Annotated in this window: 13 protein-coding genes and 1 riboswitch; of the genes, 6 read left to right on the forward strand and 7 right to left on the reverse strand. The window is 64.1% G+C overall.

Annotated elements, in window-relative coordinates; genetic code table 11:
- The 3 genes from thiS to thiC are packed head-to-tail and all read right to left on the reverse strand — an operon-like array spanning position 1 to position 3,222.
- A complete protein-coding gene (gene thiS, locus AC1D11_RS20860) occupies positions 1-216 on the reverse strand; it encodes a sulfur carrier protein ThiS (RefSeq protein WP_477647018.1) in 216 nt (71 codons plus the stop codon).
- 1 nt (position 217) lies between these two features.
- Positions 218-1,279 (reverse strand): glycine oxidase ThiO, encoded by a 1,062-nt coding sequence (thiO, locus tag AC1D11_RS20865; RefSeq protein ID WP_477647019.1) that lies wholly within the window; start codon positions 1,277-1,279, stop codon positions 218-220.
- Positions 1,280-1,302: 23 nt separating this feature from the next.
- On the reverse strand, positions 1,303-3,222 hold the full coding sequence (gene thiC / locus AC1D11_RS20870) for a phosphomethylpyrimidine synthase ThiC (protein ID WP_477647020.1): 1,920 nt from the start codon (positions 3,220-3,222) through the stop codon (positions 1,303-1,305).
- An 80-nt stretch (positions 3,223-3,302) separates the two neighbouring features.
- Positions 3,303-3,426, reverse strand: a riboswitch (TPP riboswitch).
- A gap of 382 nt (positions 3,427-3,808) precedes the next feature.
- On the opposite strand from thiC, the gene AC1D11_RS20875 reads away from it, so the two are divergent.
- Together AC1D11_RS20875 and AC1D11_RS20880 are read left to right on the forward strand one after the other, a co-directional pair.
- A complete protein-coding gene (locus tag AC1D11_RS20875; protein ID WP_477647021.1) occupies positions 3,809-4,366 on the forward strand; it encodes a Spy/CpxP family protein refolding chaperone in 558 nt (185 codons plus the stop codon).
- Between the two features lie 252 nt (positions 4,367-4,618).
- Positions 4,619-5,689, forward strand: coding sequence for a flavodoxin family protein (locus tag AC1D11_RS20880; protein WP_477647022.1), 1,071 nt, complete (start codon positions 4,619-4,621; stop codon positions 5,687-5,689).
- Positions 5,690-5,783: 94 nt separating this feature from the next.
- On the opposite strand, the gene AC1D11_RS20885 is transcribed toward AC1D11_RS20880, so the two are convergent.
- Complete coding sequence (locus AC1D11_RS20885) at positions 5,784-6,254, reverse strand: hypothetical protein (RefSeq protein WP_477647023.1); 471 nt, start codon at positions 6,252-6,254, stop codon at positions 5,784-5,786.
- A gap of 84 nt (positions 6,255-6,338) precedes the next feature.
- Positions 6,339-6,650, reverse strand: coding sequence for a hypothetical protein (locus tag AC1D11_RS20890; protein WP_477647024.1), 312 nt, complete (start codon positions 6,648-6,650; stop codon positions 6,339-6,341).
- Positions 6,651-7,084: 434 nt separating this feature from the next.
- Here AC1D11_RS20890 and AC1D11_RS20895 point away from each other — a divergent pair, with 434 nt between their 5' ends.
- The 4 genes from AC1D11_RS20895 to AC1D11_RS20910 all read left to right on the forward strand — a co-directional run bounded on the left by AC1D11_RS20895 (position 7,085) and on the right by AC1D11_RS20910 (position 11,450).
- Complete coding sequence (locus AC1D11_RS20895) at positions 7,085-7,888, forward strand: endonuclease/exonuclease/phosphatase family protein (RefSeq protein WP_477647033.1); 804 nt, start codon at positions 7,085-7,087, stop codon at positions 7,886-7,888.
- Positions 7,889-7,890: 2 nt separating this feature from the next.
- Positions 7,891-9,171 (forward strand): cardiolipin synthase ClsB, encoded by a 1,281-nt coding sequence (gene clsB / locus AC1D11_RS20900; protein ID WP_477647025.1) that lies wholly within the window; start codon positions 7,891-7,893, stop codon positions 9,169-9,171.
- A 7-nt stretch (positions 9,172-9,178) separates the two neighbouring features.
- On the forward strand, positions 9,179-10,204 hold the full coding sequence (locus AC1D11_RS20905; protein ID WP_477647026.1) for a lysylphosphatidylglycerol synthase domain-containing protein: 1,026 nt from the start codon (positions 9,179-9,181) through the stop codon (positions 10,202-10,204).
- A 304-nt stretch (positions 10,205-10,508) separates the two neighbouring features.
- Positions 10,509-11,450: a TIGR03915 family putative DNA repair protein gene (locus AC1D11_RS20910; protein ID WP_477647027.1), complete on the forward strand. Its 942-nt coding sequence runs from the start codon at positions 10,509-10,511 to the stop codon at positions 11,448-11,450.
- 72 nt (positions 11,451-11,522) lie between these two features.
- Here AC1D11_RS20910 and AC1D11_RS20915 read toward each other — a convergent pair whose 3' ends face one another.
- Both AC1D11_RS20915 and AC1D11_RS20920 read right to left on the reverse strand, forming a co-directional pair.
- Positions 11,523-11,879 (reverse strand): hypothetical protein, encoded by a 357-nt coding sequence (locus AC1D11_RS20915; protein WP_477647028.1) that lies wholly within the window; start codon positions 11,877-11,879, stop codon positions 11,523-11,525.
- 117 nt (positions 11,880-11,996) lie between these two features.
- The gene (locus tag AC1D11_RS20920) at positions 11,997-12,419 is read right to left on the reverse strand and encodes a PPC domain-containing DNA-binding protein (protein WP_477647029.1); all 423 of its coding nucleotides are present in this window, start codon (positions 12,417-12,419) and stop codon (positions 11,997-11,999) included.
- Positions 12,420-12,832: the final 413 nt, after the last annotated feature.

A 12,832-nucleotide genomic window follows, 5' to 3' on the forward strand; every position in this document is an offset into this window, starting at 1 on the left:
TCAGCCCCCTGTAATCGGGGTCACCACATCGATGCGATCACCATCCTGTAGCGCGCGCTCCGGCCACTGGGGCCGCGGCACAAAACCGTTGTTGATGGCGCAGGCAAAGGCGCTCTTGAAGTCGTAGCCCCGCGCCTGCAGCAAGGCCTGCAGGGTTGACGCATCGGTTTCCATTCGCTCGCCATTCAAAGAGACCTGCAATGTTGTCGTCGTCATGTCATTCATTCTCCGTACCCAGGAGTTTAGGGACAAGCCCGTCCACCAGCGCGGGCGCACACAGATAACCATGACGGTACAGGCCATTGATATGCCAGACACCGTTGCGCAACGCAATCGCCGGCCGGTGGTCGTCCAGCGCAGGCCGCAACGCAGCCGCCAGGCGCAGTACCCTGGCCTCGCCAAAAGCCGGGTGGAGGCTGTGCAGCGCGCTGGCGAGCTCGAGCGTGGAGCGCAGCGTCACCGGCCCGCTGTCTTCCGACTCCAGCTCGGTCGCGCCGACCACAAAGCGGTGGCCGGGCCGCGGCGCCACATACAGCTGGTAGCGCGGATGCATCAGGCGCACCGGGCGCTGCAACGTCACGCCGGCGCATTCCACCGTGAGCACCTCGCCGCGCACGCCGCGCAGCTGCGGCCAGCCTTGCTTCGCACCCACACCGCGTGCGTCCACCGCAACATCCACGCCATGGGTTTGCCCGGCGCAGACAATGCGGCCCTCTTCCACAGCGTTGACTGCCTGGCCTTCGAGCCAGGTGCCGCCCAGCCTGTCGATCTCCACCGCCAGCGCGGCCATCCACTGGTCATTGGCCAGCTGGCCTTCGCCCTCCAGCAGCAAGCCACCGCCAAAGCGTCCGGCAAATGCCGGCTCGGCACGGCCCAGCGCAGCGGCATCAAGCGCCTGTACCTGCGCACGGGACGCATCAGGCAGCTTGTGCATCAGCAGGCGGGTGAAATGTTCCAGCGAACTCTGGTCGGGCGCATGGGCCACCACCAGCGTACCTTCGCGCCGGAAATACACCGGCAAGCCTTCCGCCTCCAGCTCGGCAATCCACTCCGGCCACAGCTGCATGGAGCGCTGGCCCAGGGCAAACACGGCCTCGTCCGCCACCGCCAGTTCGGCCAGCGGCGACAGCATCGCCGCCGCCGTCATCGAGGCTGTGGCCAGGTCGTCACGCACCCGCGCATCGAACAGGCTGACGCGGCAGCCTGCACGCAGCAGGCGCCAGGCCAGCGTGCGGCCGGCCAGGCCCGCGCCCGCAATACCGATGTGCAAAGTGCTCATGTCAGGGACGGCTCCGAAACAACTCAGGAATAAATCTCGCTCCCGCCTTCGCGGAACTCCTTGGCCTTTTCCTCAAAGCCGGTGGCGATCTGCTTGATGGGAATTGTCGTGGCTGCCGGCGCCAGCGTGGTGCTGGCCGGGTTAAGCCGCGCAAACTCGCGCACCTCCTGCGAGATTTTCATCGAGCAGAACTTCGGCCCGCACATCGAACAGAAATGCGCCACCTTGGCATTCTCTTTGGGCAGCGTTTCGTCGTGGTACGCCATCGCCGTGTCCGGGTCGATCGCCAGGCGGAACTGGTCTTCCCAGCGGAACTCGAAGCGCGCTTTCGACACCGCGTTGTCCCACATCTGCGCGCCCGGGTAGCCCTTGGCCAGGTCCCCCGCATGCGCGGCGATCTTGTAAGCAATCAGGCCCTGCTTCACGTCGTCGCGGTTCGGCAGGCCCAAATGCTCTTTCGGCGTCACGTAGCAGAGCATGGCCGTGCCGTACCAGCCGATGTTGGCTGCGCCCATGGCAGAAGAGATGTGGTCATAACCCGGCGAGATGTCGGTGATCAGCGGGCCCAGCGTGTAGAAAGGCGCTTCAAAACAAGCTTCAAGCTGCTTGTCTACGTTTTCCTTCACCAGCTGCAGCGGCACGTGGCCTGGGCCTTCAATCATCACCTGCACGTCGTGCTTCCAGGCGATCTGCGTGAGCTCGCCCAGTGTGTGCAGCTCGGCAAACTGCGCTTCGTCGTTCGCATCGGCAATCGAGCCGGGGCGCAAGCCATCACCCAGCGAGAAGCAGACGTCATACGCCTTCATGATCTCGCAGATCTCGTCGAAGCGTTCGTACAAAAAGCTTTCCTTGTGGTGCGACAAACACCACTTGGCCATGATGGAACCGCCGCGCGAGACAATGCCCGTCAGGCGGTTGGCCGTGAGCGGTACATAGGCCAGGCGCACACCGGCATGGATGGTGAAGTAGTCCACGCCCTGCTCGGCCTGCTCGATCAGCGTGTCGCGGAAGATTTCCCAGGTCAGGTCCTCGGCCTTGCCGTTGACTTTTTCCAGCGCCTGGTAAATCGGCACCGTGCCGATGGGCACCGGCGAATTGCGCAAAATCCACTCGCGCGTTTCATGGATGTTCTCGCCGGTCGACAAGTCCATCACGGTATCTGCACCCCAGCGAATCGACCAGACCAGCTTGTCGACTTCTTCCTCAATGCTCGACGTAACGGCCGAGTTGCCGATGTTGGCATTGACCTTGATCAGGAAGTTGCGGCCGATGATCATCGGCTCGCTCTCGGGGTGGTTGATGTTGTTCGGAATCACGGCACGGCCGCGCGCCACTTCGTCACGCACAAATTCGGCGGTGATCTGCTCCGGGATCGCGGCGTTGAAGGAATGCCCTTTTTTCGGCATGCGCTCAGTGGCCAGGCGCTCAGCCAGCTGCGCGCGCACCAGGTTTTCGCGCACCGCGATGTATTCCATCTCGGGGGTGATGATGCCTTTGCGGGCGTAATGCATTTGCGACACATTGGCGCCCGCCTTGGCGCGGCGCGGCACGGGCGCATGCGCCATGCGCAGCGCGGCCAGGGCCGGATCGTTCAGGCGCTCACGGCCGTAGGCGCTGCTGATGCCGGGCAGGGCTTCGGTGTCCTGGCGCTCGTTGATCCACGCGCCCCGCAGCGGCGGCAGGCCGCGCGTGATGTCGATGGGCGAGGCCGGGTCGGTGTAGACACCCGAGGCGTCATACAAACGCAGCGGCGGGTTGGCTTCGCGGCGCGGCTCACCGGCGCCTTCGTGCACCAGTGTGTCTGTCAGGGTGACTTCACGGAAAGGCACGCGAATATCAGGGCGCGAGCCCTCGATGTAAATCTTGGCCGAGCCGGGAAATGGCGCGCGCGTGATGCGACTGGTGAGGTCTTGGGTGTCAACGGTGAGTCGGGTTTTGGCCATGGGGTTCTCCAGAAGGTGGGGGTGCCTGCTGGGGAGCCGGGGGTCCATCGGTGGCATGTGGGATGCCGCTGCGGAGTTCCGGAGCCAATTGCGTTGTTCCCTACGCGGGGATAATCCCGATCAGGTTCAGCGGGTCTCGCATACTGCGATCTCAGCCTCGAAAGCTTCCTCACGGAAACATCCTTGGCACCCCGACAAGCTGAAGCCATTGTAGGCACCCCCAGGCGGCATGGCAAATGACCCCGGTCAATTCGCTGCAATTTCGTCGCCCTCTCCGACTCCTTTCCCCTTTTCAAGCAGGGGCCGCGGAACTGGCTTTGCCAGGCCGCAGGCGCCGTCCCTTGGAAGGGGAAAAGGCGCTACACGAAGTGAGCGCCGATAGGGGTGTGCCCAGCTCCCGTCCCCTGCAAGGGGAGAGGGTGCTACACGCAGTGAGCGCCAACAGGGGTGAGCGTATCGTGAATCTTTACCTTTCGGCAATGGCAGGGAAACAGACGGCCCGCACACTTGCTTTCAACCTGATGCCAAAAGCCGTATGTCACGACTCGATGGAACTCAGGCATCTTCTCCTGAAAGGAAGTTCCCCATGAAATTCGCATTCAACCGCCCTGCTTCCCTCAACAGCCTCGTACTGGCCGGCCTGCTGGCAACGGTGGGCGCCGGTGCCATGGCACAAACGCCTCCTGCACCACCCGCCGGATCGCCGCCCGCCGCAGGCAAGCCTGCCGGCCCCCACGAAGGCCGCATGGGCCACCGCGACCCCGCCAAGATGCAGGCCATGATCGCCAAGCACCAGGCCGAGCTCAAGGCCAAGCTCAAGATCACGCCCGCCCAGGAAGGCGCGTGGACCAGCTACACCGCTTCCATGCAGCCGCCCGCACACGGTGCACGCCCCACGCCGGAGCAACGCGCCGAGTTCGACAAGCTGACCACGCCCCAGCGCATCGACAAGATGAAGGAAATGCGCACCCAGCGCATGGCCGAGATGAACACAGCGATGGACAAGCGCGGCGAAGCCACCAAGACCTTCTATGCGGCGCTCACACCCGAGCAGCAAAAAACCTTTGACGCCGAGCACAAAAAGCACGGCATGCGCCATGGCGGCCCTCGCGGCCAAGGTGGCCCCGCCCCGCAAAAGGGTTGAGCCCTGACGGCGGCACGCTGAACTGAAGCGGCGTCAGGCCCGCACGGCAGCCCCAACGGCTGCGTGCGGGCTTTTTTTATGGCCAATCCGCACCCCGCACGCGCTACCATTTTGATAGCTGCTTGCGCCCGTCATCTATTCCTCAACCGCCAATTTCATTAAAGTTTCCACGCGCCGGACGGTACCGAAAGCCTGCGTAGGACGGCATCGAAACCGCCCGTTCAGGCCATGCAGCGTCACTAGACTCGGCAGATGACCACGGCACGCAAAGGCCAGGCACCGGCCACCCTCTCACGCGACGCGTTCCACGAACGCTTCATGCAATCTTTTGTCGACCCGGCATTCCGGCAGGAAGACGAAGCCCTGGCCCGGATCGAAAGCGTGGCCTGGGACGCCTACCAGGAAGGCCGCAAGGCGCCCCACACGCGCAAGGCCGGGGAGGAATTTGCCAACCCCGACTACGACCTGTCCGTCGAATGGCTGGAAACCCGCGAACGCCTGGCCAAAGCGCAGGTGGCCTGGAAAGACCCGGCCACACCCTCACGCGTGCTGCTGGTGTGCGGCTCCGCCCGCAACGACGGCACCTGCCCCGGTGAAATCTCCAAGACCTGGCGCCTGCTCAATACCGCGAAGACTTCGCTCCAGGAAGCAGGCATGCATTCCGACGTGCTGGACCTCAGCCTGCTCACCTCCAGCTACAACCTCAACATCCACCCCTGCAAAGGCTGCGTCTCTACCGCCATGCCGCTGTGCCACTGGCCCTGCAGCTGCTACCCCAACCATTCATTGGGGCAAACCAGCGACTGGATGGCCGAGATCTACGAACGCTGGACGGCCGCGCATGCCGTCATTATCCTCACGCCCGTCTACTGGTACCAGTCACCCAGCCCCCTCAAGCTCATGATCGACCGCCTGGTGTGCGCCGACGGCGGCAACCCCGACCCCACCACCACCCACGGCAAAAAACCCGAGGAAGCCAAGGCGCTGGAGATGAAAGGCTGGGACTATCCCAAGCACCTGGCCGGCCGCGCATACGGTGTCGTAGTGCATGGCGACGTGGCCGGAATTGAAGGCGCACGCCGCGGCCTGTGCGACTGGCTGGACTGGATGGGCCTGATTGACGCCGGCAGCCAGGCCCGGCTGGACCGCTACATCGGCTACTACGAGCCCTACGCCACCAGCCACGACACGCTGGATGCGGACAAGGCCTTGTTGGAAGAAGTGCGCAACGTGGCCAGCGCGGTTGCCGTCGCCGTCACGGAACTCCGGGCCGGCAGGCTGTCCCAGCCCGATAAAGGATTGCGCAAACCCCGGCCCAAATAAACGCAGGCGTGAAAAAAAGCCGGGCAGGTAAAAACCTGTGCCCGGCTTTGCAAGGTGCAATCGTCTGGCGATTACACCCGTGCCTTACTTGCCTTTACTTCGAAGTGCCACCGACGGCCGCATCACCCTGAACACTGCCCTGGACGCGGGCACTGCCCGCAGCGTTATCCAGCTTGTTATAGGTGCGCTTGGCGCCGCTCTTCACGGCGTTGCCGGTGCGGGCTACAGCCCGTCCTGTGCTGCGGGCGGTGTTGTCCACCGCGGCCGCGGCCCTGCTGCCAGCGGAGGTATCACCCTGGGCCGAGCCGGAGACATTGGCGCCGGCACCGAGCCTGCCGCTGGAAGATCCCGAGGAGGGCCCGCTGGAGTCCGAGCTAGTGCCTGCCGCGGCATTCGCGCGAACACCGGCGTCGATATTGGTGTTCTGGCCGGCCGAGACGCCGACCCCTACACCGGTGCCGACACCCACACCGAGGCCCTGTGCAAAGGCGCCGGCGGAACCGAACAACGCGGCTGCGGTCAACGCAGCGGCCGCAGGAATGGAACGCATAAAGTATTTGGACATATCAAACTCCTTCAAAAGGGTGATGGCAACGCGTCAGCGCACCTTCAACCTGAAACTGTCATGGCGCCGAGGCAGCGCCTGGCCTTACTTGCTGGTGCCGCCCGAATCCGTAGGGGCTGCGCCTGCAGTGGCGGCTTTGCTCTTGCGTGCAGCGCGTTTGGCGGCCTTGGCTTGCTTCTTGTCGGATTTCGCTGCCTGTTTTTCGGACTTGGCGGCGTCACGCTGCTCAGCGGTTTTAGCCGTTGCACCTGGAGACACCGGACCCGCGCTGTCGCTTGGTTTATCGGTGGTCGCCGTCGGGCTGCCCTGGGCATGCACGGCAGAACCAAACATCAGTGCGGCCGTCATGGCAGCTGCAAGTGAGAGGGTCTTCATGGAAGAGGGGGTTTTGAACATGGGAGTAGTTCCTTGGGTTGTGCTCGTAGGCTGGGTTGAAAAAATCACGCCTGCCACTTCATCGGGGCTAACGTTGAGTTCAATCTAGCGGGCCCGCCCCGCCTGCCTTATCGGAGAGGCCCCCCGCGCCATGTAGGACACTGCGCCCGCGGGTTGTGGCCGAACGCACGTCCCACGGCTTGCGTGCGCAGCGCCCCGCCGCAAATAAGTTACTGTCCTACAGTCACACCCCGGGCGCAGAATAACAATGGGTGCCAAGGCCTGTCCTGCGCCCTTTCCGCCTGTCTGTCTGGGCCTACTCGCTTATCTTTCCTATGCCGACTTCCACACCCGAATCCCCTTCGCCATCGCCTTCCTCAGCTTCGCGCCGCGGTCCGGATGCCCTGTCTGTCGCCGTGCCCACCCGCTCTCCTGAAGCCGTCACGCCGATCGACATGGAGGCCGTCGAGGCCGACACGCAGACGGCGCTTGCAGCAGTCAGCGCCGACTCGTCGTTCTCGTTCAAGGTGCTCACGGTCAACATCCACAAAGGCTTTACCTTTTTCAACCGCAAGTTCATCCTGCCCGAGCTGCGCGAAGCGGTTCGCGGCGTCGGGGCGGACGTGGTGTTTTTGCAGGAAGTGACGGGCAACCACGTCAAGCACCAGGACAAGTTCGACAACTACCCGGAAACCCCGCACTACGAATTCCTGGCCGACACCATCTGGCCGCAGTTCGCCTACGGCCGCAACGCGGTCTACACCAACGGGCACCACGGCAATGCCGTGCTGTCCAAGTTCCCCATCGTGCGTTTTGAAAACCTCGACGTGTCCATCAGCGGGCCCGAGCGCCGCGGGCTGCTGCATTGCGAACTGCAGATACCCGGCCGCAGCGTGAACGTGCACGCCGTCTGCGTGCACCTGGGCCTCATGGAAGCGCACCGCGAGCAGCAAATGGACATGCTGTGCGAACTGGTGCGCAACAACATTCCGCCGCACGCGCCCGTCGTGGTGGCCGGGGACTTCAACGACTGGCGGCACCGCGCCCATGCCCGGCTGGAAAAAGGCGCAGAGCTGCATGAAGTGTTTGTGCAGGCCAACGGCAAGGCGGCGCGCACCTTCCCCGCACGCCTGCCCCTGCTGCGGCTGGACCGCATCTATGTGCGCAACGCCATCGGCCATGCGCCGGTGGTACTGCCGCTGCGGCCCTGGTCGCACCTCTCGGATCACGCACCTCTCGCCGCAGAAATTGAGCTCTAAACATGTCTAGATGGATCAGCGGCAACCAGTTTCAGTTGCTTGAAAACGGCGAGGAGTTTTTCCCGCGCGTCTTTGAGTGCATTGCCGCGGCCAAGCGCGAGGTGGTGGTGGAAACCTTCATCCTGTTTGAAGACAAGGTCGGTGAAGAGCTGCACGCGGCCCTGCACCAGGCAGCGCGGCGCGGCGTGCAGATCGACCTGACGATCGACGGCTACGGCTCTCCGGACCTGTCACCTGAATTTATTTCGACCCTGACGCGGGCCGGCGTGCGTGTGCATGTGTTTGACCCGGGGCCCAGGCTGTGGGGCTGGCGCACCAACCTGTTTCGCCGCATGCACCGCAAGATTGTGGTGGTCGACGGAGAGCGTGCTTTCGTCGGTGGCATCAACTATTCGGCCGACCACCTGGCCGACTTCGGCCCGCAGGCCAAGCAGGACTATGCCGTCGAGATCGAAGGCCCCCTCGTGGCCGACATCCACAGCTTTGTGCGCAGGGCCCTGGCGGCGGGCCAGCGCAATGCCGGCGCCAGCGGCGAAGCGCCTGCCGGCTTGCGTGAACGGTTTTCCGAACGTGCCCGTTCCATGGCCGGCACCTGGCGCAGGGACGACGTGCCTCCGTCAGCCGGAAACGCCGCGGCGCTTTTTGTCACGCGCGACAACCGCAAGCACACCAACGACATCGAGCGCCACTACCGGGCCGCCATCCGCACGGCGCGCCAGCGCGTCGTGATCGCCAATGCCTATTTTTTCCCCGGCTACCGGCTGATCCAGGAACTGCGCAGGGCCGCGCGGCGCGGCGTCGAGGTGCAGCTCATCCTGCAGGGCGAACCCGACATGGCCATCGTCAAGACCGCCGCCAGCATGCTGTATCACCACCTGCTCGACGCCGGGGTGCAGATCTATGAATACTGCCAGCGGCCGCTGCACGGCAAGGTGGCAGCGGTGGACGACGAATGGGCCACCGTAGGCTCCAGCAACCTCGACCCGCTCAGCCTTTCGCTCAACCTCGAGGCCAACGTCGTCATCCGCGACCGTGCTTTCAATGAAGACCTGGCCGCGCGGCTTGACCACCTGGTCCAGAACCACTGCAAACGGATCGAGCGCAAAGACCTGGTCGAATCCACCTGGTGGCGCAGCGTGCGCAGCTACTTCGTCTTTCACCTGCTGCGCCGCTATCCCGCCTGGGCCGGCTGGCTGCCGGCACACGCGCCGCGCATCACGCCCGCCGAAGTGGCCATGCCCGAAGCGCGCGAGCCCCAACAGCACCAGGCCAAACCCATTTGAGCGCGTGATGGCCGAAAGCCGCACCTTGCCCACGCCCCATCCTCCCCGCCCGCCCGAGCGGCACGGCAAGGCCCAGCCCGCCGCGCCGAAAAAAAAGGCCTGGTGGCCATGGCTCAGGCACGGCGCCACCGCCGCGTTCTTTCTGCTCATCGCCAGCCTGCTGTTCTCGCAGGCCCGCAAGATTGAATGGTCCCAGGTCCTCACAGCGCTGGAGGACTACCCCCTCACCGCCGCCTGGGGCGCCGTGCTTTTGGCCATGGCCAGCTTCACGCTTTACAGCACCTTCGACCTGCTGGGCCGCCACTACACGCGCCACCCGCTGCGCGCGCCCACCGTGATGGCGGTGACCTTCGTCAGCTACGCCTTCAACCTCAACCTCGGCTCCCTCGTGGGCGGCGTGGCCTTTCGCTACCGCCTTTACTCACGCCTGGGCCTGGGCAACGGCGCCATCACCCGCATCATGTCGCTGAGCATGCTGACCAACTGGATGGGTTACCTGCTGCTCGCCGGCGCGGTGTTTGCCTTGCAGCCGCCCACCCTGCCCCTGGACTGGCCTGTCACCACCAACTCCCTGCGCCTGATCGGTGCGCTGCTGCTGGCCGTTGTTGCGGGTTATCTCGGCATTTGCGCGTTTTCCCGCCGGCGCATGCTGCGGCTGCGCGGCCATGAGGTGGTGTTGCCCTCCGTGCGGCTGGCCGGCCTGCAGCTGCTGATGGGCGCCAGCAACTGGCTCATCATGTCCGGCATTATTTTCATCCTGCTGCAGCACCGCATCGAGTTTTCCGCCGTCGTCAGCGTGCTGCTGCTGGCGGCCATTGCCGGCGTGATCACCCATGTGCCGGCTGGCCTCGGCGTGCTGGAGGCCGTGTTCGTCGCCCTGCTGTCGCATGAGATGCCGCAGTACGAACTGCTGGCCGCGCTGGTGGCTTACCGCGTGATCTATTACCTGGTGCCGCTGACCGTGGCCGTTGTGGCCTATCTCGCCATGGAAACCCACGCCAAAAAGCTGCGGCGGGCCCACAAAAAGCGCTGACAGCCGACCCGCACGGGTCAAAAACCACACCTTGGCAGGTTTGGCGCTGTTGCCGTCAAGCAGGCCCTTTTGGCCTGGTTTCAAGCTGATTTAGGCGACAAAGCTACAAAGGGCTGGGGATTTTCACCCCGCTTTCACACCTGAATCACCAAAACACTGTATATTAATACAGTGAATTCCGGCTTTCTGTCCTGGCAATGCGCCGCCCGCACCCAGGAAGTCGGCTCTTTTACCTACACCCGCGGCGGAACCCATCGCCGCACCATAGGGTCTGAACCGTGAAGAAAGAAGAAAGGATGTGTCCATGGGCGTGATGAATGACCTGCTGACGAACGACCTCTTTCCACAAGCCATGCTGCCTGTCACGCTGCAGGGGCAGACGGACCTCGAGGGCTTTCGCCGTGCCGCACGCGGCCTGCTGGCACAGAACATCCTGCCCGGGCAAGTCATCTGGCATTGCAGCACCACGCCCGCTACTGAAGGCCTGCCGACCACCGGCACAGCGCAGAGCCCCGCACTCAGCGACGCACCCACCGTCGCCGTCCCACCCGAATTTCTCACCCTGTGCCAGGCCGTCATCCTGCACAACAACCCGCAGCGCTTCAGCCTGCTCTACCGCCTGCTGTGGCGCCTGGTGCATGAGCCCGAACTGCGGCACAACCAGCTCGACGCCGACATGGCGCTCGCCCGGCAGATGGCCGAAGAGGTGCGCCATGACATGCAGAAAATGAAAGCCCAGCTGCGCTTTCACTCGGTGCAGGACGACACCTTTAAAACCCGTCCGCAAGGCGGCCCGCTGCACGTGGCCTGGTTCGAGCCGGAACACCACATCGTTGAAGCCGTGGCGCCGCTGTTTGCCCGCCGCTTCGCCCACATGCGCTGGGCCATCCTCACGCCCCAATGCAGCGTCGAGTCCGACTACCTGGGCCCGCAGGCTTCCGGCCACGGCCGGCATGCTGCGCCGGTGTTGCCCCCGGACGAAGTACGGCCAGGCCACAAGCCAGCCGACGTCCCGGCGTCCCTGCGCTTCGGCCCCGCCGCCGACAGGCAGACAGCCCCCTCACCTGACGCCAGCGAACAGCGCTGGCTCACGCAGTACGAACAGGTCTTTCACCCCGCGCGCCTGCGCCGCCGGATGATGCAGAAAGATTCGCCGCAGCGTTACTACCGAAAAAGCCGGGGCCAGACCGGCGCCCGCAAGACACGCACGCCCAAGGCCGCCAACGGCCAGTCACTATCAATTTAATAGCTGCTCGCGCCCGTCCCTGCTGGGCTTTGGCGGCATTTGGCATTCATCCTTGATGCCACACCATACCGCTCACAGGCTATAAACAGAAAGCAAATCCACCTCAGGGCTTGGCAAGAGGCGGCCGCGTTGGCTCATCCGGCTGGGCAATACCGTGTCGCGGCTGTCGCTGCCGGGCGGCATCACCGGGCGGGTGGTCGAGTCACGCGGATCCGGCGGCGGGGGAGGCGCTTCAGGTTCAGACGCACGGCGTGCCGGGTTGCGGTTCAGCGGATTCCTCAGGGGCGCCGTCGGCGTCGCAGCATCGGGTGCGGCGGCCGGCTGTGTGGTTTGCGATGTCTGCGCTACCGCCTGCGGCCCGGCAAAGACCGCCAAGGTCAGTGCAAATACAGCGCCTGGCAGGGCGGAAAAGGGTGGTCGTTTCAACATGAACATGCCTCCTTGAAGGTGGTGCATTAACACCACTCTACGCCTGTCTTTCATGCCCGCCATTGGCCATCACGCCAGGCAACTGTCAGGGCGGGCCTACAGACGCGGCCCCTGCTTTCAAGACCAGGGCGTTGCCGGCTTCGCCACCAGCTCCTTGAAGCCGGTCCGCGCGTCATGCTCACGTGCAAACACCCAGCCCTGCAGCGACACCAGCACAATTTCAGCGGTGGTCCGCACAATGCAACCCGGCATCACATGGCCGCCACACATCTCTCCCCGCGCATTGGCCAAACTGGCATGCAGGTGCGCACCGTCAGCGCTCAACGTGCCCGACAACGTGATCAGTTCCAGCGGCTCCACCAGCACCGTTCCCTGCGGCTCGGCCGCGTAGCGCAGCACGGCGCGAGACAAACTTCCCACCGCAGAGATGACGCAAGCCGCGCGGGTGTTCTGCTCGGCCTGCAGCTGGGCGAATGCGGCGTCCAGGGCTGTTCGCAGGTCGTCGCCTGGGTTCAGGCGGAGGGTTAGGGTTTGGGGCATGGGTTCAGGGTAGACGATGTGGGTGGGGTGTTCAAGGGGGTGTTCTCTGCTGAGTGTTGCTGGCCGGGGGTAGCCCGGCAGCTACTCACTTTTCTTTTGCTTCGCCAAAAGAAAAGTAAGCAAAAGAAAAGGCGACCCTGCTGTCTGCGTCCCTCCGCTTCGCTACGGGCAACCTGCGGTGCTCGGTCCAGGCGGGGTCTCGCTCGAACTCGCTACGTTGCACTTCGCTCAGACAATCGCGATCCCTGATCCGCCTGAACCTGCGCTCCTCGGCGCAGGCAGAAGGGCTAATCGGGAGCGGGGACTGAAGACAAATACCAACTCCAATACCAACAAGGACACGCCATGGCGTGTCCTTGTTTCTTCAGGTGTTCGGGTTCCCGCATTCGGCTGTTGGCTGTTCGGTATTCCTC

The sequence above is a fragment of the Polaromonas sp. P1_E11 genome (genome assembly GCF_056405995.1).

Coding starts and splice junctions, on each gene's coding strand:
- AC1D11_RS20875 (WP_477647021.1), top strand. CDS start 3,809: ATGAAATTCGCATTCAACCGCCCTGCTTCCCTCAACAGCCTCGTACTG.
- AC1D11_RS20880 (WP_477647022.1), top strand. CDS start 4,619: ATGACCACGGCACGCAAAGGCCAGGCACCGGCCACCCTCTCACGCGAC.
- thiS (WP_477647018.1), bottom strand. CDS start 216: ATGACGACGACAACATTGCAGGTCTCTTTGAATGGCGAGCGAATGGAA.
- AC1D11_RS20895 (WP_477647033.1), top strand. CDS start 7,085: ATGGAGGCCGTCGAGGCCGACACGCAGACGGCGCTTGCAGCAGTCAGC.
- AC1D11_RS20915 (WP_477647028.1), bottom strand. CDS start 11,879: ATGTTGAAACGACCACCCTTTTCCGCCCTGCCAGGCGCTGTATTTGCA.
- clsB (WP_477647025.1), top strand. CDS start 7,891: ATGTCTAGATGGATCAGCGGCAACCAGTTTCAGTTGCTTGAAAACGGC.
- AC1D11_RS20910 (WP_477647027.1), top strand. CDS start 10,509: ATGGGCGTGATGAATGACCTGCTGACGAACGACCTCTTTCCACAAGCC.
- thiC (WP_477647020.1), bottom strand. CDS start 3,222: ATGGCCAAAACCCGACTCACCGTTGACACCCAAGACCTCACCAGTCGC.
- thiO (WP_477647019.1), bottom strand. CDS start 1,279: ATGAGCACTTTGCACATCGGTATTGCGGGCGCGGGCCTGGCCGGCCGC.
- AC1D11_RS20890 (WP_477647024.1), bottom strand. CDS start 6,650: ATGTTCAAAACCCCCTCTTCCATGAAGACCCTCTCACTTGCAGCTGCC.
- AC1D11_RS20885 (WP_477647023.1), bottom strand. CDS start 6,254: ATGTCCAAATACTTTATGCGTTCCATTCCTGCGGCCGCTGCGTTGACC.
- AC1D11_RS20920 (WP_477647029.1), bottom strand. CDS start 12,419: ATGCCCCAAACCCTAACCCTCCGCCTGAACCCAGGCGACGACCTGCGA.
- AC1D11_RS20905 (WP_477647026.1), top strand. CDS start 9,179: ATGGCCGAAAGCCGCACCTTGCCCACGCCCCATCCTCCCCGCCCGCCC.